Raw genomic sequence first — 17,846 nt, forward strand, 5'->3', positions numbered from 1 at the left:
ATCCTGGCCGGTGTGACCGGATTTGGCCTCTTCAGTCCTACGGAAGCTCGCATTCCGGGGGCGTGTGCGCGGAAGTGTGGAGAAGATCTGCATAATCTCTGGAGTTCGCGAGGGGAGTCGCGAGGGGAGGGACGAACGCGTGGAGCAGCAGAAGGAACCGTCGCAGGAGCGGTCCGCGGGGGCCTCGTGCCCGGAGTGCGGCACGCCCAGAGCGGCGGACAACACGCCGTCCTGCGCCTGCGGGACGCGGGCCTCCGACGCCCTGCGCGACGCGCGTACGGCCCAGGCGGCAGCGGCGGAGGACTTCAATCCGCTGCGCATACGGCCGTACGTCGAGCTGGACGGGGGCGGGGAGCCCCTCGGGTCGCCGGAGGGGGAGTCGTCGGAGGCGGAGGCGTCGGCGGGGCAGTCGTCGGAGGGGCAGTCGTCGGAGGGGGTGGCTGGTTACGCCGGTCAGTCCGTTCCGTCGGGTGCGGCGGCGGACTCGGCCGGTGAGTGTCCGGCCGCGTCCGGGGCGGCGGCGACCACGTCATCGGTCCCGGCTGCCGCGGGTGCGGGCGCGGGCGCGGGCGCGGCAGTTGTCACGGAGGAGGCCGGGGCCGGGGCGGGACCGGGGGCCCACGTGCCCGACGGCGACGCCACCATGACGCTGCGCGCCATCGGTGCCGGTGGTGCCGGTGGTGGTGCTGGTGCCGGTACTGATCCTGGTACTGGTACCGGCACTGGTCCTGGTGCCGGTTCCGGTTCCGGTGCTGGTCCGTCCGGTGCGGGCAGGGGCGCGGCCCCCACGCTGCCGACGCCGCTCGCCCCCTCGGCCGGCTCGCCCAGCGCGCACGACCTGCGCCTGTTCGACGCCTCCGCCACCGCGCCCCTCCCGGTCGTGGGCCCCGGCCCGGACGGCCCGGGAAGTGGCGGTCGGCCGCCGCGCAAGCGGCGCAAGGGCGTGCTGCTGAGTGCCGCCGGAGCGGTCGTGGTCGTGGTGGGCGCCGCGGGATTCGCGAGCGGGCTGTTCTCGTACGAGACCCCCTCGCGGGACGGCGCGATGCCGGACGAGGTCCGGGCGAGCGTGCCGGACGCGTCGACCGGCGAGGCGTCGCCCAGCGCGGAACCGAGCGCTTCCCCGGCCTCGCCGACGCCCTCCGCGTCCCCGTCTCCGTCCGCGTCCGCGTCCACCTCGGCGAGCGCGAGCGCCTCGGCCTCGCCGTCCCCGTCGGCGTCGACCGCGTCGCCCACGGCGTCCCGGTCGGCCGAGCCCACGCAGAGCACGACCGCACCGGCCGACGACGCCCCGCAGGAGTCCGAGGACGAGGACCGCGACCCGGGCGGCGGCTCCACGCTGCGGCGCGGCGACCAGGGCCCGGAGGTCGTGGAACTCCAGCAGCGCCTGGCCGGAATGCAGATGTACTGGGGCGACCTCGACGGCGACTACAACCGCCAGGTCGAGGACGCGGTCCGCCAGTACCAGTGGTACCGCGGCATCTACACCGACGGAGTCGGCGTCTACGGCCCGGACACCCGCAACAGACTGGAGTCGGAGCCGCGACGACGGTAGCCGCGGGGCGGTAGCCGCGACGGCAGGAGCCGCGGGGCGGTAGTAGCCGCGACGGCGAGACCCCCAAGGCAGGACCCCGACGGCGAGAACCCCAGGGCGGTAGCCGGTGGCGGCAGGAACCACGGGGCGGTAGCCGTGGCGGCAGGAGCCGCGGGGCGGTAGCCGTGGCGGCGTGAAGCCGCAACGGCAGAAACCCCCGGGCTGGGAGCCGCGACGACAGAACCACGGGGCGGGAAGCCGTGGCGGCGGAAACCGCAGGGCACGACTCCGTGGCGACGGAACCCGCAGGCGGGAAGCGCGACGCCGGAAACCTCAGGGTGAAGCCGCAACTGCGGAGCCCCGGGGCAGAAGCCGCGACGACGGGAACCCCGGGCAGGAACCCGCGACGACCGGAACCCCCGGGCGGGGAGCCGCATCGGCGGCCCCCTGGTGGCCGTCAGCCGATGTGCAGGCGCAGCGTGCCGTCCGGGTCGGCCTCGACGCGGACCCGCGTGAGGTCCTCCACGACCACGTCCGGCCCGTGGAGCCCGGCGCGCGGTCCGACCCCGACGACCCGCATCCCGGCGGCGCGCGCGGCCGTGATGCCGGCGCCCGAGTCCTCGAAGGCGATGCAGTCGGCGGGGGCGATGCCCAGTTCGGCGGCGCCCTTGAGGAAGCCCTCGGGGTCGGGCTTGCTGGCGCCGACCGACTCCGCGGTGACCCGGACGTCCGGCTGGGCGAGCCCGGCGGCGGCCATCCGCGCCGTGGACAGGGCCACGTCGGCCGAGGTCACCAGGGCGTGCGGCAGGCCGTGCAGCGAGGCGAGGAAGTCCGGCGCCCCGGGGATGGCGACGACGCCCTCGGTGTCGGCGGTCTCCTCTGCGAGCATGCGCGCGTTGTCGGCGTAGTTCTGCTCCATGGGCCGGTCCGGCAGCAGCAGCGCCATCGAGGCGTAGCCCTGCCGTCCGTGCACGACCTTCATGACCTCGTCGCCGTCCAGCCCGTGCCGGTCGGCCCAGCGCCGCCAGACCCGCTCGACGGCGGCGTCCGAGTTGACGAGGGTGCCGTCCATGTCGAGCAGCAGGGCACGGGCGGGCAGAACGGTGGTGGCGGTGGCCGTCATCGGCAGACTCCAAGGCGCGGGGAGGAAACAAGGCGGCCCCGCCCGCCGGTCAGGGTGAACGGGCGGGAGCCACTTTGTTCACCCACGGTACAAAACGGAGCGGCGATCGCGCCACCGGGCCCACGAACCGGCGGGTAGGACGAACGGCGCCGGCGTCGGACCACCGCCCCACCATCCCCCACCCGCAGCCCGCAGCCCGCAGCCCGCCGGCGCCCTCACCCGGCACCCGGCCGACGCTCAGCCGGCGATCGCCTCCCACAGGCTCCACACGCCCAGGCCCAGCATGAGCAGCGCGCCGCGACCTTCGCGATCAGCCGCAGCGGCACCGCTTCATCAGCGCCTTGCCGCCGACGATGCCGACCCCGGCCACCGCCCGCAGCGCGAGCACCGCACCGCGCCGCACCGCACCGCGCCGCGCCGCGCCGAGGGCCGAAAGTCCCGCGGATCCCGCCGCGCGTATAGACGTGCCATGCACACGTCACTAACTTCTTACCGACCGCACATCCGTGCGCCATGCGGCGTCGCGAGCATTCTCCTGCCCGCGTCCCAACGCCCCCACACCCAAAGGGAGTTCGCATGCCGAAGTTCTACGCGCGTCGACGGCTCGGTTTCCTCGCCGCGTTCACCGGGCTCATAGCCTCCGCCGGGCTCCTCAACGGCCCGGCCGCCTCCGCCGCCCTGCCCACCCCGGTCAGCGCCGCCACCGCCCGGACCTACCTCGCCTCCCTCACCGTGGCCACCGAGGACCGCACCGGCTACGACCGCGACCTCTTCCCGCACTGGATCACCCAGTCCGGCTCCTGCAACACCCGCGAGACCATCCTCAAGCGCGACGGCACGGGCGTCGTCACCAACTCCTCCTGCGCCGCCACCAGCGGCAGCTGGTACTCCCCCTACGACGGCGCCACCTGGCCCGCCGCCTCCGACGTCGACATCGACCACGTCGTCCCGCTCGCCGAGGCCTGGGACTCCGGCGCCGACTCCTGGACCACCTCGCGCCGCCAGTCCTTCGCCAACGACCTGACCCGGCCCCAGCTCCTCGCGGTCACCGACAACGTCAACCAGTCCAAGGGCGACCAGGACCCGGCCACCTGGATGCCCTCGCGCACCGCGTACCGCTGCACGTACGTCCGCGCCTGGGTGCAGGTGAAGTACTACTACGACCTCTCGGTCGACTCCGCCGAGAAGTCGGCCCTGCAGGGCTACCTCGCGAACTGCTGACGCACCGTCCGCCAACTGTTCGACGCGGATCCTCCCCATCGGCCTCCGTCGTTCCGTACCGTACGGGGCGACGGAGGAGAGGATGATCATCATGGCCGGACTGCGCCTGGGGCCACTGCTGAGGTACACCGACGGCTCGTGCGCGACCGTGTGGGTCGAGACGGACCGGCCCTGCACCGCCGAGGTGCGCTGTGCCGACGGCGCCCGCGGCACGACCCGCACCTTCCGCGTCGCGGGGCACCACTACGCCCTCGTCCCGGTGAGCGGCCTCACGCCCGGCACGGCGACGGAGTACGAGGTGCTCCTCGACGGCGCCTCCGTGTGGCCGCCGCCGGACTCCCGCTTCCCGCCCTCCGTGATCGCCACGCCCACGGACCAGGACGGCCTGCGCGTCGCCTTCGGCTCCTGCCGCTGGGCCGCACCGCCCTCCGGCGGCAAGGACAAGGTGGGCCCGGACGCCCTGGACACCCTGGCCACCCGCGTCGCGGCCGACCCACGCGGCGCGCGGCCCGACGTACTGCTCCTGCTCGGCGACCAGGTGTACGCCGACGAGACCTCCGACGCCACGCGCCAGTGGCTGGCCGGCCGCCGCGACCTGAGCGAGCCGCCCGGCGACCAGGTCGCGGACTACGAGGAGTACACCCGCCTCTACTACGAGTCGTGGCTCGACCCCGAGGTACGCTGGCTGCTGTCCACCGTGCCCAGCAGCATGATCTTCGACGACCACGACGTCATCGACGACTGGAACACCTCCGCCGCCTGGCTCGCCGACATGCGGGCCACGGACTGGTGGCAGGAGCGGCTGCAGAGCGGGCTGATGTCCTACTGGGTGTACCAGCAACTGGGCAACCTCTCCCCGGACGAGCTGGCCGCCGACCCCCTCTACGCCGCCGTGCGTGAAACGGCCGACGGCACCGACGCCCTGCGCGCGTTCACCGCCCGCGCGGACTCCGACCGGGCCTCCGTCCGCTGGAGCTACCGGCGCGACTTCGGCCGCACCCGGCTGCTGATGGTGGACTCCCGCGCGGCCCGCGTCCTGGAGGAGGACCACCGCTCGATGCTCGACCCCGGCGAGGCCGCCTGGCTGCGCGAGCAGATCCTGGACGACCGCGACTCGTACGACCACCTGCTGATCGGCACCTCCCTGCCGTGGCTGCTGCCCCACCTGGTGCACGACGTGGAGACGTGGAACGCCGCCATGTGCGGGGGCGAGCGGGGCGAGCGCTGGGCGCGTCGCGGGGAGCGGATCCGGCGCGGGGCCGACCTGGAGCACTGGGCCGCGTTCCCGTCGTCCTTCGACGCCCTCGCCGACCTGATCGCCGAGGCCGGTACCGGGCCGGGGGCGCCCGCGACGGTGAGCGTGCTGTCGGGCGACGTCCACCACGCCTACGTGGCCGAGCCCTCCTGGCCCGGGCGGGCGCCCGACGCGCGGGTGGCGCAGCTGACCTGCTCCCCCGTCCACAACTCCGTGCCGCTCTCGATCCGCCTCGGCTTCCGCTTCGGCTGGAGCGCGCCGGCCCGCGCCCTCGGGCGGCGCATCGCCCGGCACGGCCGCTGCTCGCCCCCGACGGTGAGCTGGCGCAGGACCGGCGGCCCCTGGTTCGGCAACCAGATCATGACGCTGACCCTGCGGGGGCGGTCGGCGCGGCTGCGCCTCGAACAGGCCCGGACGAACCGCGACGGGACGACCGACCTGCGAACGATCACGGACCGGAAGCTGGCGTAGCCGGTCCCGGGGGGCCGGCGGACGGGCGCAAGCGGTTTCGGCATGGAGGCGGGCGCGGGGCGGGTATGAATTGAGTCACAGTGGCGGGCGGCGCCCCGCGCATGGGAGCGCTCCCACCTGGTACGGCGCCAACGGTGCGGAGGTGACTGCACGTCAGGCTATGGCTAAATGTTGAACTTGCAAGTACTCGTTAGGCGCACCTAACGTGGGCAGCCCACTCGGTTCCGTCCCCCACCGGCCCCACCCGGCCGGTCGACCGAAGGAGACCCCCCATGCCCATGCCCGGACGCCTCAGCAGCGCCAGCGCCCAGCCGTACGTACTCGGCCTGTTCCGCATAGTCGTCAGCCTGCTCTTCGCCTGCCACGGCGCCGCCTCCCTCTTCGGCGTCCTCGGCGGCGCCCCGGGCTCCGGCGGCACGATCGACACGGGCACCTGGCCGGGCTGGTACGCGGCCGTGATCCAACTGGTCGGCGGCGGCCTCGTCCTGCTGGGCCTCGGCACCCGCCCGGCCGCGGTCATCTGCTCCGGCTCCATGGCCTACGCGTACTTCAAGGTGCACCAGCCGGGCGCCCTGTGGCCGCTGGAGAACGGCGGCGAGGCCCCCGCCATGTTCTGCTGGGCCTTCCTGCTGCTCGCCTTCACCGGCTCGGGCGCCTTCGGCCTGGACCGGCTCCTCGCCCGGCGCACGTCCGGCCAGGAGCAGTCCGCCCCGGAGCGTAAGACTCCGGTCGCGGCCTGACCGGTCGCAGCCTGACCGGCGGACACCGCACCGGCCGGGAGCGGGGGCGAGGCATCGCCCCAAGAGCGGGGCAGGCATCGTCCGAGTGAACGCCCCGCTCCCTTCGGGCAAGGCCCCTGTGAACCCTGTGTCACACCCCGGGCGTACGCTGTATGGCTGTCATGGGCCACTCCTGCCGCCCCGCGTCACGCGGCAGGGTCCGGCCCACGGGGGGTGTGAACGGGGAGTTGTGGTGGTCGAGAGTCTGGGAAGTATCGGGTCGCTGGTCAGCAGCCCATGGATCTATGCGCTGGTGGCCGTGTCGGTACTCCTCGACATCTTCCTGCCGGTGCTGCCGAGCGGTGTCCTGGTGATCACCGCGGCCACGGCGGCGGCCGCGGGTTCGGGTGCGGCGGCTGCCGGGCGGGTCCCGCAGGACGTCCCCGACATCCTCGTCCTGACGCTGTGCGCGACGACCGCCTCCGTCATCGGCGACCTGGCCGTCTACCGCCTCGCCTGGCGCGGCGGGGCACGGCTGGACCGAGCGATCGCCCGTTCCCGGCGGCTGACCACCGCGCAGGAACGTCTCGGCGGTGCCCTTGCGCGGGGCGGCGGCGCCCTGGTCGTCCTCGCCCGTTTCGCACCGGCCGGCCGCTCGGTCGTGTCGCTCGTCGCCGGTGCGGCCCATCGCCGGGTCCGCGAGTTCCTCCCCTGGTCGGCCCTCGCCGGACTGTCCTGGGCCGCCTACAGCGTCGCCCTCGGCTACTTCGGCGGGCAGTGGCTGGGGGCGACCTGGCTGGCGACGGGAGTGTCCCTGGTGGCGCTGTTCGGTGCGGGGGCGGGCGCGGCGTTCCTGATGCGACGCCAGCCCCGCACGACCGGGGCGTCCTGACCGACGCCGTCCGAACCGCCCGGGATGCCTGGGACACCCGGGACGGGAAGGGGACCCGCCCCTGAGCCTCGCCCTGGCGGAAGCGGTCCCCGCGGTGCGCGACACCGCGCCGACGTGCGCCCCCGGGCGGTGAGTCGACGCCGACCCCGTCCCGGCCAACGGCAAGACGGTCCCGACCCCGTCCCGGCCAACGGCAAGGCAGCCCCGGTTCCGTTCGGCGCCGGGCGCGGTCCAGGTGGGCGCCGCAGTCGTGGTCGGGGCCGGTCGCACTCCGGGTGGAGCCGGTCGGGCCCGTCGCGGACGCCACCGGGGCCCGTGCGCGGCGGTGCGGATCCGGCCGGCGTCAGGAGGCGTGCCGGGTTCCGCCGCCTCCCCGTATCTCCAGGCCGGCCAGCAGTTCGGCCGTGGCCCCGGCAACGGCCTCCACGGCCTCCTCGAAGACCTCCTGATTGTGCGCGGCGGGCGCGCGGAACCCGGACACCTTGCGCACGTACTGAAGGGCGGCGGCCCTGATCTCTTCGTCGGTGGCCTCCTCGGCCAGCGCGGGCGGGCGCAGTGTCCTGATGCTGCGGCACATGACGTCAGTCTCCCCTCTGCAGGTCCACCCGCCAGTCGTTCGACCGGATCCAGTGGCCCCTCGGATACTCGAAGTCGGTCTGCCCGAGCAGGGTGAACCCGGCCCCTCGGCAGACCGCGTTGGACGCGGCGTGGTCGACGCCCGGGAACGCGTGCAGATACCGGTGGGATCCGGCGGCCCGGGCCACCTCCCGTACGGCGCGGGCCGCCCGCACGGCCAACCCCCGCCCCTGGAACTCCGGCAGCACCCCCCACCCGGTCTCCCAGACCTCGGTCCCCCGCCAGGCCCGCTGCCAGTACCCGACGGAACCGACGGTCTCGCCGCCGTCCGCCAACGTCACCCGGTACATCCGCCCCGGCCCCGGCTCCACGTACCGCCGGTGCCGGGCCAGGAGCCGCTCCTCACCCTCCGGACCTCCGAGATGCTCGGTCATCCCGGGACTGTTGGTCCTGCGCAGCAGCCACAGATCCTCCTCCGACCAGGGGACCAGGCGCACCCGCTCCCCATCCGTGCCGCTCCGCCCGCCCACGCCGTCCATGTCTTTCACGGTAGGGCAGGGGTCTGACAGTCGGCCCCGGCCGAGGGGCCACCCTTTCGCGTGAACCACCGGAGGGAACGCGCGCCTCAAAATCGAACAGGCGTATCATTGAGGGGTGGCTACGACCTATGATTTCCCCAGTGATCTCCTCGCCGGTCAGGAGGAACTGCATCAGGTCCGGGCCGAGCTGACGGCCCTGCTGAAGAGGCTTCCCTGGTCCGTCGAACCGCTCGACGGATTCAGTGACGACAACGGCTGGCGCAAGGTCGAACGCCCGGCCTCGCCCGGCTGGTCGGCGGACGAGCAGGCCGAGGTCGAGAAGCTCCGACAACGCGAGCGCGAGCTCGCCGTGTTCGTCAGCACCCATCGCTACTGGTCGGAGATAACCGGCCCCGACCAGGTGAGCGCCCGCTCGGAACTGAAACGCGCCCACGAGACCCCGCCCGCGGGAACCCCGCCCCGGGACGCCTGAGAACCACGAGACGCCTGAGAACCACGAAAGGCCCCCGGAAGATCTCCGGAGGCCTTCGCCCCGACGACGCCGTCGCCGGTCCTGGTGGGCGCGGACGGTTTCGAACCGCCGACATCCTGCTTGTAAGGCAGGCGCTCTACCCCTGAGCTACGCACCCAGGACGAGTCGACAGCCTACATGGCCCCGGGCGCTGCCCGGCAAACGCGTAGGGGCCGTACTCCGGCCGGAGGCGGGGGTTAACCCCACCCCGGATCCGGTAGTGGCCCGGATCCCGGCCGGCCCTCGCGCTCCGTACGGTCTAAGAGTCTCGCCGGCAGGGTCCCACGTCACCGTGGAAGGCCCCCGGGCGCGGCACCTCGTCGTCCGTTCCAGGGGGAGATCGCCATGCCCGCCCGTCCCGTTCCCGTCCGCGCCTTCGCCGCCACCGCTGCTGTCGCCGTGCTCGTCGCGGGTCTGAGCGCCTGCGCCTCCTCCTCCGACGACAAGGACCCCGAGCACCGGTCGTTCGACCTTCCGGGCAGCACGCTCACCGTCGACTCCGACGACTCCGCCCTGGAGATCGTCGCCTCGGATGACCGCGCGGCCGGGAAGATCGAGGTCACCCGGTGGTTCTCCGGGTCGGTGACCGTCGGCTCGGACCCCGAGGTGACCTGGAAGATGGACGGCGACAGGCTGGTGCTGCGCATGCACTGTTCCGGTCTGATCGCCGACTGCGAGGCCAAGCACCGCGTCGAGGTGCCGCGGGGCGTCGCCGTCAAGGTGAAGGACGGGGACGGCAGCGTACGGGCGAGCGGATTCAAGGACGCCCTGAACATCCGTACCGCCGACGGCTCCGTGCACGTCACCGACTCCTCCGGACCGCTGGAACTGCGTACCGACGACGGTTCCGTACGGGCCGCGGTCTCCTCCCGCCGGGTGCGGGCGCACACCGCCGACGGTTCGATCCGGCTGGACCTCGGCACCGTCCCCGACCAGGTGGAATCGCGCACCGGCGACGGCTCCGTGACGATCACACTGCCCCGGGCCGCCTACAAGGTGACGACCGACACCGGTGACGGCGCGGTCGACGTGTCCGTCCCCACGGACGACGCCAGCGCGCACGTGGTCGACGCCCGGTCCGGTGACGGCAAAATCACGGTCCGAACCGCGAACTGATCGACCCGTGTGTTCGTCCCTTACGGGTGGGAGAATGAACCCGGGCAGGACGGACGACACGGGAGAGGGATGTGACGGCGACACCATCGCAGCCGCAGTCGCCGATGGTGGCGCGCGCCGAGCGCATGCCGCGCCGCTCCCGCCACCGGCCGACCGGTGCGGCGGTCCGGGACGCGCTCACCCTCGCGGGTCTACCGCTCCTCGCCGTGCTCGCGCTGCCCGCCGCGTTCGCCGGGGGCGGCACCCGACGCTGGTTCGGTGGACGCGCCGAGAGCCAGCGGGCCGAGGCCCAGACCGCGAAGGACGACGCGGCGGCCGCGTTCTACGAGCTGGACACCGCGCAGCGGGACCTGCGGATCTCGATAGAGACCATCGCGGCCGTCGACTCCTCCCCCGCCGCCCGGCGCACCGTCGCCGACTTCGAGGCGCTCGGCCGACGCATCGACGAGGTCAGCCACCAGTACATCAGCGCCGTCGACGCCCATGACCTGGACCGGGACGACCTGGAGGCGTCGGCCGCCGCCCACGCCCGCACCGAACTGACCACCGCCAAGAACGAACTGGGCCGCGTCAAACAGGAGCTGGACCGCTTCGCCGAGAGTCTCGGCCCCCTCCTCGGCAAGGCCGAGACCCAACTGGCCCGGCTGGCACCCGCCGTCGAACGCGCCCGGCAGGCCCTGCTCGCCGCCTCCGACGCACTGGACAGGGCACGGGAGTCCGGGCTGAAGGCGGACGACCTCGCCGCCCGTCTCGCCGCCCTCGGCCCGGAGCTGACCCGGCTCAACCAGGGCGCGGGACAGCACGGTGTGCCCCAGACCCTCGACCGGGCCGAACGGGTCACCCGGGAAGCCGAATCGGTTCGCGCCGAGGCCGAGCGGCTACCCGAGCGCGCCGCCGAGATCGGCCACCGCCTCGTCTCCCTGCGCACCCGCGCCCAGGCCCTGACCACCCGCACCGAACAGGTCGAGCCGGTGCTGAGCGAGCTGCGGCGCCGGTTCACCGCGGCCTGCTGGCAGGACCTCCAGCACGTGCCGGACCAGGCCACGGAATCGGTCCGGCAGGCCGAGCGGAAACTCGCCGAGGCCCAGACCGCGCGCGACGAACAACGCTGGCCCGACGCCACCGCCCTCCTGTCGACGGTACGAGCGCTGCTGAACTCGACCGACGAAGCCGTCTCGGCGGCGGGCGACCGGCTGCGGCAGCTCAACGCTGTACAGAAGGACCCGCAGCAGGAGATCGAGCGCACCCGCTTCGCGATCCGCGACGCCCAGCGCCTGGCCATGGCCGGGCGCAACACTCCCGAGCCCCGCCACGCGCGCCCGCTGGACGACGCCGTGGCCCGGCTGGACCGGGCGATCACCACGCTGGAGGGCCGGCATCCCGACTACTGGCACTTCCTGACGGAGACGGAAGCGGTCCGGCGAACGGTGGCCCGGGTGGTCACCCAGATCCGTGAGGAGCGCGGGGCCGGTCACTGATCGCCTCGGCCGACCGGGGGCCATCGGTCGGCCGTGCCGGTTAACCTGTGCGCATGCCTCGCTACGAGTACCGCTGCCGCAGCTGCGGCGACACGTTCGAACTGAGCCGTCCCATGGCCGAGTCCTCCGCCCCCGCCTCCTGCCCGGCGGGCCACGACGACACGGTGAAGCTGCTGTCGACGGTCGCGGTCGGCGGCTCGGCCTCCGGATCCGCACCGGCGCCCTCGCCGGGTGGTGGCGGCGGCGGCTGCTGTGGCGGAGGCTGCTGCGGCTGAGGGCTCGCCTCGACGCCGGCCGGAGCGCTTCAACTGCCCAGGTAACGCAGCACCGCCAGCACTCTGCGTGAATAGCCCTCCCCTCCGGTCAGTTCCAGCTTGTCGAAGATCGCGTTGGTGTGTTTTTCCACCGCGCTCTGCGAGATGTGCAGTCGGCGTGCGATCCCCGCGTTGGTGTGCCCCTGCGCCATCTCGCCCAGGACGTCCCGCTCCCGCGCGGTGAGCCGGGCGAGCAGGTCGGTGTGCGTCGTGCGGCCGAGCAGCTGACGGACTACCTCGGGGTCGAACGCGGCACGTCCGGCGGCCACCCTCTCCAGCGCGTCCAGGAACTCGTCGACCTGGACCACCCGGTCCTTGAGCAGGTATCCGACCCCTTCGGTCTCTCCGGTGAGCAACTCGGTCGCGTACCGCTTCTCGACGTACTGCGAGAGCACCAGCACCCCGACGTCCGGCCAGCGCCCCCGTATCTCCAGGGCCGCGCGCAGCCCCTCGTCGGTGTGCGTGGGCGGCATCCGGACGTCGGCGACGACCACGTCCGGAGGCTCCTCGGCGACCGCCTTCAGCAGCAACTCGGCGTTGCCGACGGCCGCGAGCACCTCGTGTCCCTCCTCCGTCAGCAGCCGCACCAGCCCCTCCCTCAGCAGGGTCGAGTCCTCGGCGAGGATCAGCCGCATGGCAGCTCCGCGGCGACGAGGGTGGGCCCGCCCGGCGGGCTGACCACGCTGAGGCTGCCGTCGAGGGCGGCGACGCGCCGGGCGAGCCCGAACAGTCCGCTGCCGGCGGCGTTCGCCCCACCGCAGCCGTCGTCCCGCACGCTCACGTACATCCGTTTCTCCTCCGCTCTGACAGCGACGTCTATACGGCTCGGCGCCGCGTGCTTGACCGCGTTGGTGACGGCTTCGCACACCACGAAGTACGCGACGGTCGCGACGGCCTGCTCGGGCTCCTCGGCAAGGTCGTACTCCACTCCCACCGGCACCGAGGCCCGCTCGGCGACCGTCTCCAGGGCCGCCCTCAGCCCCGCCTCGTCCAGCGTGGTCGGATAGATCCGCCAGGCCACCTCGCGCAGCTCGTCGAGGGCGCGGCGGCTCTCGTCGTGGGCCTGGCCCAGCAGCCGGTCACGGCGGTCGGCGTCCTGGCTGCGGCGTGCCCGGCCGAGCAGCATGCCGAGGGCGACGAGGCGCTGCTGCACACCGTCGTGCAGGTCCCGCTCGATGCGACGCCGTTCGTCGTTCACCGCGTCGACCACGGCGGCGCGGCTGGCGGACAGCTCGGCGATCCGTCGTTCCAGCTCCTCCTGGTGCCGGGGGCCGAGGAAGCGGCGTGCCAGCTGCCCCTCCAGACCCACCACGCCGAATATTCCCTGCACGGCGAGGAACACGAGGAAGAAGCCGCCCAGACTGCTCAGGACGAACGAACCGGGGTTGCGTATGCCGTCCAACAGGAGCCAGCCGTATATCCCGAAGGTGCCGTACCCGAGGCCGACGGCGGCCGTCAGCATCACGACCCCGCCCAGGACGCCCAGGGCCCAGTGGCAGGCGACGTATCGCAGTGCCCGTACGTCCTCGTACGCGGGTGTGACACGGAGGTCGAGCCACATCCGCAGTCGGGCCCGCTCCAGCTCCGCCAGGATCCGCGCGCCCGCGAGGACCGGGCGCAGTACCGCACGGCGTCCGTCCGGCCAGGCCGCGACCGGTAGCAGCGCCGCGCCGGCCAGCAGGGCGAAGAGCAGCTCGACGGCAGCCGCGGCGGTCCCCATCATGAGGCCCACCCCGCACCGCAGTACTCGTCGCGCCAGATTTCGCATGATCGCGAGGCTAGTCGGGCGTGGTAGCGGCGCACACTGCGGAAAACCGCAATTCCCGCCTGCGGTACACCGCATTCGATCCTGCGGTCTTCCTCAGGGTCTCTTCAGCCGCGATTTTCTAGCGTGGTCGTCATGACAGCCATCGCAGCGCAGTCGGCCGTGGACAGCGGCGCGGCACCGCAGTGGATCAACGACTTGATGGACGCCCTGGGCGCACCGGGGGCCGGTCTCGCCATCGCTCTGGAGAATCTCTTCCCTCCCCTGCCGAGCGAGGTGATCCTGCCGCTCGCCGGATTCGCCGCGAGTTCCGGTCGGATGAATCTGATCGCCGTCCTGCTGTGGACGACGGCGGGTTCGGTGGTGGGCGCGCTCGCCCTGTACGGGATCGGCGCCCTGCTCGGCCGGGACCGCACGGTGGCGATAGCGGGGAAGCTGCCGCTGGTGAAGGTGTCGGACATAGAGAAGACGGAGGCGTGGTTCCTCAAGCACGGGACGAAGGCCGTGTTCTTCGGCCGGATGATCCCCATCTTCCGGAGCCTGATCTCCGTCCCGGCCGGTGTCGAACGCATGCGGCTGCCCGTCTTCCTCGCCCTGACCACGCTGGGCAGCGCGATCTGGAACACCGTGTTCGTCCTCGCCGGGTACGCCCTGGGGGACAACTGGTCCGAGGTCTCGGGGATCGCGTCCACGTACTCCAAGGTGATCCTCGCCGCGGCCGTGCTGGTGCTGCTGGTCTTCATCGGCATGCGTCTGCTGCGCCCGGGCGCCGGCCATCGCAGGCGGCGTCGCGGACGCGACGGGGACCAGGGCATACGGCCGCGGGCCGACGACGACGGCCGCCCCGGCACCGGGGAAGACGGTGCCGAGGACAACGGTGCCGTCTTCCCCGGCGCCGGGGGCCGGGACGGCGGGTTCAGCGAGCCGGGCTCGCGGTCCGCAGGAACTCCCGAAGGATCCGCTCACCAGCCAGGACGCCGCGCTCGGGCACGGCGTTGATCGTCGGTGCCGCCCACCCGGAGTCGGCCAGTTCCCCGTGGCCGGGGCGCCAGCCGCGGTCGGCGGCGAGGAGCAGGTCGGCGTCGAGCAGCGAGTCGCCGGCGGCGAGGGTGAGTTCGGCACCGCTGCGGCGGGCGACCTCGTGCATGGCGGCGCTCTTGGTGAGCGGCTTGGGCACGGCATAGATCTTGCGGCCTTGGAGGGACACGGTCCAGCCGCGGTTCTCCGCCCACACCGCGAGTTCCTTCACCCAGTCCTCGGGCAGCAGTTCGCGTTCGACGACGAGGTAGGCGAAGAGGTCCTCGGCGACCCGGTGCTTGCGCACCCACAGTGGGTCGGCGGTGTTCATCAGGTGGTCGCGGACCTCGGCCAGCGAGGCGCACTCGTCCGCGAGCCGGGCGGTCACCCGGGCGTGCCAGCCGGGGTCGGAGACACCGTCCACCAGCAGGTGGCCGCCGTTGGCGCAGATCGCGTACTTCGGCGCGGGGCCGGGGAGGTTGATGCGCTGGTACTGCTTGCGGGTGCGGGTGGTGGTCGGCACGAAGACCGCCCTGTCACCGAGGTCGGTCAGCAGTCGGGCGGCCGTCTCGGTCATGTAGGACAGGGGTCTGCTCTCGTAGACCTCCACGCACAGCAGGCGGGGTGCCCTCAGGTCGGGCATGGTCAGTCCGAGAGCGGCCGCGGAGTAGATGAGCGTCCGGTCGAGGTCGCTGGCGACGAGCACCGGCATCAGAGCGTCACCGCCTTGCCGTCGGCGCCCGTCGCGCCCCGCGTGTACTGGGGGTGGATCAGCCCGACGCAGGTGTACGGCAGGCCGGGGACCTCCTCCACGGGTACGCCCCGCTGCTCGGCCAGCAGGCGGACGTGGTCGAGGTCGGCGCCCGCCCCGGCCCGGGCGAGCACCTTCCACGGGACGCGGCGCAGCATCACGCGGGTGGTCTCGCCGACGCCGGGCTTGACGAGGTTCACGTCGTGGATGCCGTACTCCTCGCTGATGCGCTCGACGGCGGCCCAGCCCTCCCAGGTGGGGGTGCGGTCGGCGGAGAGGAGGTCCTTGGCCTGGGCGTCGACGGCGTCGGTGGCGTCCGGGAAGCAGGCGGAGACGGCGTCGAGGAAGGCCGGCGACAGGTCCGCACCGGCGAGTTCGCGGTAGAACTTCGCGCCGTGGAAGTCGTGCGGGCCGACGAGGTCGGCGCGGAGCACGGTGCGGGAGATCAGGCCGGAGACGGTGGAGTTGAGGCAGGCGGAGGGGATGAGGAAGTCGTCACGGGTGCCGTAGGTGCGTACGCAGGAACCGGGGTCGGCCAGTACGGCGATCTCCGGGTCGAAGCCGGCGACGCCGTCGGAGGCCTCGAACTCGCGCAGGGCGGCGGCGAGTTCTCGGGTGATGGCGCCCTTGCCGGTCCAGCCGTCGACGAAGACGACGTCGGCCGGGTCGTGATGGGCGGCCAGCCAGCGCAGCGCGTTGGCGTCGATGCCGCGGCCCCGGACGATCGACACGGCGTAGTGAGGGAGGTCGAGACCATGACGGAACTGCGCCCAGCGGCGCATCAGAACGCCGACGGGGGTGCCCGCGCGGGCCAGGGAGACCAGGACGGGACGGGGCGACCGCTCGGCGAGCACGACCTCGGTGACGGCGCCGACGGCACGCGCGAGCCGTGCGGCCGACGCCTCCAGCGCCGCGTGGAACAGCTGCTGGTACTGCTCGCTGGGCTGGTACTCCACGGGCAGCGACTCGGCGTAGTGCGCGCCGCCGCTCTGGATCGCCTCCTCGCGTTCCTCGGTCGGCGCCTCCAGCGTCACCCGCGAGAGGTCCTGGAGCAGCCAGCCGACCTCGTCGGGCGCGTACGAGGAGAAGGCGGGGCCGCGCAGGGGCTCGGGCAGCATCGGGGGCCTTTCGGGGGCGCGCGGAGGGCGCGGAACGTACGAGGGGACGACCGCGAGCAGGACGTGCGGGACGTGGGCGGCGAGCCGGGCCGTCAGTCCGTCGGGGGCGTGCAGCGCGGGGGTGTCGGCGGCCGAGTCGACGACCGCGACGACGGCGTCGAACCCGGCGCCCGCCACGTTGTAGGCGTAGCGCTCACCGGGGCCGTCGGCCGGGTCGTCGTGCGCGGGGAAGACCAGGCGGGTGCGTATCGCGTAGCCGGGGTCGTCCACCGCCAGGACGGGAGAGCGGGTGGTGGTGGAGTAGCGGACCTCGGCGTCGACGGCCTGCTCGAGGGCGTGGGCCAGCCGGAGGGGGGCGTACATGAGTTCCTCGAAGCCGAGGACGAGGACGCGTCGGGCGCCGGCGGGCAGCGCCTCGGCGATCCGGGCCGCCATGCCGGGCAGGGCGTCCTCCAGCCGGTCCCGGTGGGCGGCGGTGAAGCCGTGCCGCCCGCCGTCGGGCACGTCGTGGGGCCAGCACAGCTCGACGCGCTGGGCGGAGCCGGGCGCGGCCCCGGCCGACGCCGCGTTCGGCGCACCGGCTCGCTGCTCGGTGGGCGCGGTGGGCGACGCCTCGTGGCGGGCGACCAGTTCCTGGCCCTTCTCCAGCACTCCCGGCGGGAGTCGGACGGTGCCGGAGGCGGTGGTCACCAGGTCCACGCGGGCGCCGATCTCCCGGGCGAAGTCGTCGAGCCGGCCGGCGTCCGCGGGCGAGCGCATGTCGACCAGGGCGACCACGACGTACCGCTTGCGGGGATAGCGCTCGTGCAGGGCGCGGACGGTGTTGAGCACCGTGTTGCCGGTGGAGAACTCGTCGTCGACGAGGACCAGTGGTCCGTCACCGGCCAGCAGCGCCGGGTCCTCCGGGAGCAGGAGGTGGGAGGTGGCGTGCGAGTGGGACTCCTCGAAGCCGCCCGCCCGTGCGACGGTGGCGACCGGGCGTCGGGTGGAGTGCAAGTAGGGGGCGGGGCCCAGACCGTCGGCGACGGAGTGACCGAGTCCGGTGGCGGTCTCGGCGTAGCCGAGGACGACCGCGCGTCGGGCGGCTGCGGCACCGAGCAGCTCGCGCACGCGTCGGCCGAGGGCGACACCGTGGCCGTACACGACGGAGGGCGACTGCGGGACGTGCTTGCCGAGCACGTGGGAGACGAGCAGGTGCGCCCGCTTGGGGTTGCGGCGCAGGGCCAGCCCCAGCAGGCCGGTCAGCGTGTCGTCGCCGGTGAGTTCGACGCCGAGCCGGTCGGCGACCCAGCTGCCGGACCACACTCCGGGGGGCCGCTCGGTGGACCACTCGGCGGGCCTCTCCGCGGTCCCGTCGGCCCGCCCCTCGGCGTGCGCCCTCTCGGTCATGTAGTCGTGCCTCCCGTTGTCCACCGCGTCATGGCTTCTGGCGTCGGTCATGGATTCCTG

Annotated in this window: 17 protein-coding genes, 1 tRNA gene and 1 pseudogene; 10 read left to right on the forward strand and 9 right to left on the reverse strand. The window is 73.3% G+C overall.

Annotated elements, in window-relative coordinates:
- Positions 1-139 precede the first annotated feature (139 nt).
- On the forward strand, positions 140-1,552 hold the full coding sequence (locus tag BJ961_RS28525; RefSeq protein ID WP_271415661.1) for a peptidoglycan-binding domain-containing protein: 1,413 nt from the start codon (positions 140-142) through the stop codon (positions 1,550-1,552).
- Between the two features lie 436 nt (positions 1,553-1,988).
- Here the strand turns inward: BJ961_RS28525 and BJ961_RS28530 are convergent, their stop codons facing one another.
- Together BJ961_RS28530 and BJ961_RS36305 are read right to left on the reverse strand one after the other, a co-directional pair.
- Positions 1,989-2,654: an HAD family hydrolase gene (locus BJ961_RS28530; RefSeq protein ID WP_271415662.1), complete on the reverse strand. Its 666-nt coding sequence runs from the start codon at positions 2,652-2,654 to the stop codon at positions 1,989-1,991.
- A gap of 237 nt (positions 2,655-2,891) precedes the next feature.
- Positions 2,892-3,060, reverse strand: a pseudogene (locus BJ961_RS36305) (TMEM165/GDT1 family protein); the annotation flags it as partial.
- Between the two features lie 170 nt (positions 3,061-3,230).
- Here BJ961_RS36305 and BJ961_RS28540 point away from each other — a divergent pair.
- The 4 genes from BJ961_RS28540 (at position 3,231) to BJ961_RS28555 (ending at position 7,212) form a co-directional block, all read left to right on the forward strand.
- Positions 3,231-3,875, forward strand: a complete 645-nt coding sequence (locus BJ961_RS28540; protein ID WP_271415663.1) for an HNH endonuclease family protein — start codon at positions 3,231-3,233, stop codon at positions 3,873-3,875.
- A gap of 91 nt (positions 3,876-3,966) precedes the next feature.
- Positions 3,967-5,601 (forward strand): alkaline phosphatase D family protein, encoded by a 1,635-nt coding sequence (locus tag BJ961_RS28545; protein ID WP_271415664.1) that lies wholly within the window; start codon positions 3,967-3,969, stop codon positions 5,599-5,601.
- Between the two features lie 278 nt (positions 5,602-5,879).
- A complete protein-coding gene (locus tag BJ961_RS28550; protein ID WP_271417193.1) occupies positions 5,880-6,341 on the forward strand; it encodes a DoxX family protein in 462 nt (153 codons plus the stop codon).
- A 232-nt stretch (positions 6,342-6,573) separates the two neighbouring features.
- The gene (locus tag BJ961_RS28555) at positions 6,574-7,212 is read left to right on the forward strand and encodes a DedA family protein (RefSeq protein ID WP_271415665.1); all 639 of its coding nucleotides are present in this window, start codon (positions 6,574-6,576) and stop codon (positions 7,210-7,212) included.
- 343 nt (positions 7,213-7,555) lie between these two features.
- Here BJ961_RS28555 and BJ961_RS28560 read toward each other — a convergent pair whose 3' ends face one another.
- Positions 7,556-7,789 carry a DUF2277 domain-containing protein gene (locus tag BJ961_RS28560; protein WP_271415666.1) on the reverse strand — a complete coding sequence of 78 codons (234 nt, stop codon included), beginning with the start codon at positions 7,787-7,789 and terminating at the stop codon, positions 7,556-7,558.
- Positions 7,790-7,793: 4 nt separating this feature from the next.
- A complete protein-coding gene (locus BJ961_RS28565; RefSeq protein WP_271415667.1) occupies positions 7,794-8,327 on the reverse strand; it encodes a GNAT family N-acetyltransferase in 534 nt (177 codons plus the stop codon).
- A gap of 115 nt (positions 8,328-8,442) precedes the next feature.
- On the opposite strand from BJ961_RS28565, the gene BJ961_RS28570 reads away from it, so the two are divergent.
- Positions 8,443-8,799 (forward strand): hypothetical protein, encoded by a 357-nt coding sequence (locus BJ961_RS28570; RefSeq protein ID WP_271415668.1) that lies wholly within the window; start codon positions 8,443-8,445, stop codon positions 8,797-8,799.
- Positions 8,800-8,881: 82 nt separating this feature from the next.
- On the opposite strand, the gene BJ961_RS28575 is transcribed toward BJ961_RS28570, so the two are convergent.
- A tRNA-Val gene (locus BJ961_RS28575) sits at positions 8,882-8,956 on the reverse strand.
- A gap of 227 nt (positions 8,957-9,183) precedes the next feature.
- Here BJ961_RS28575 and BJ961_RS28580 point away from each other — a divergent pair.
- The 3 genes from BJ961_RS28580 to BJ961_RS28590 all read left to right on the forward strand — a co-directional run bounded on the left by BJ961_RS28580 (position 9,184) and on the right by BJ961_RS28590 (position 11,707).
- On the forward strand, positions 9,184-9,954 hold the full coding sequence (locus BJ961_RS28580) for a DUF4097 family beta strand repeat-containing protein (RefSeq protein WP_271415669.1): 771 nt from the start codon (positions 9,184-9,186) through the stop codon (positions 9,952-9,954).
- Between the two features lie 71 nt (positions 9,955-10,025).
- Entirely contained in the window at positions 10,026-11,432 is a 1,407-nt protein-coding gene (locus BJ961_RS28585; RefSeq protein ID WP_381159589.1) for a hypothetical protein, read from the forward strand.
- A 53-nt stretch (positions 11,433-11,485) separates the two neighbouring features.
- The gene (locus BJ961_RS28590) at positions 11,486-11,707 is read left to right on the forward strand and encodes an FmdB family zinc ribbon protein (RefSeq protein ID WP_271415670.1); all 222 of its coding nucleotides are present in this window, start codon (positions 11,486-11,488) and stop codon (positions 11,705-11,707) included.
- Between the two features lie 29 nt (positions 11,708-11,736).
- Here BJ961_RS28590 and BJ961_RS28595 read toward each other — a convergent pair whose 3' ends face one another.
- Positions 11,737-12,381 carry a response regulator transcription factor gene (locus tag BJ961_RS28595; protein ID WP_271415671.1) on the reverse strand — a complete coding sequence of 215 codons (645 nt, stop codon included), beginning with the start codon at positions 12,379-12,381 and terminating at the stop codon, positions 11,737-11,739.
- Entirely contained in the window at positions 12,372-13,514 is a 1,143-nt protein-coding gene (locus tag BJ961_RS28600; RefSeq protein ID WP_271415672.1) for a sensor histidine kinase, read from the reverse strand. The genes BJ961_RS28595 and BJ961_RS28600 overlap by 10 nt, the downstream gene beginning before the upstream one ends.
- A 132-nt stretch (positions 13,515-13,646) precedes the next feature.
- Here BJ961_RS28600 and BJ961_RS28605 point away from each other — a divergent pair, with 132 nt between their 5' ends.
- Complete coding sequence (locus BJ961_RS28605; RefSeq protein ID WP_271415673.1) at positions 13,647-14,510, forward strand: DedA family protein; 864 nt, start codon at positions 13,647-13,649, stop codon at positions 14,508-14,510.
- On the opposite strand, the gene BJ961_RS28610 is transcribed toward BJ961_RS28605, so the two are convergent.
- Both BJ961_RS28610 and BJ961_RS28615 read right to left on the reverse strand, forming a co-directional pair.
- Complete coding sequence (locus BJ961_RS28610) at positions 14,428-15,240, reverse strand: HAD family hydrolase (protein WP_271415674.1); 813 nt, start codon at positions 15,238-15,240, stop codon at positions 14,428-14,430. The genes BJ961_RS28605 and BJ961_RS28610 overlap by 83 nt on opposite strands.
- Positions 15,240-17,786 carry a phosphoribosyltransferase gene (locus BJ961_RS28615; protein WP_271417195.1) on the reverse strand — a complete coding sequence of 849 codons (2,547 nt, stop codon included), beginning with the start codon at positions 17,784-17,786 and terminating at the stop codon, positions 15,240-15,242. Before BJ961_RS28615 ends, BJ961_RS28610 begins: the two co-directional genes overlap by 1 nt.
- Between the last annotated feature and the right edge of the window lie 60 nt (positions 17,787-17,846).

Source organism: Streptomyces lienomycini (assembly GCF_027947595.1).
Classification (GTDB): domain Bacteria; phylum Actinomycetota; class Actinomycetes; order Streptomycetales; family Streptomycetaceae; genus Streptomyces; species Streptomyces lienomycini.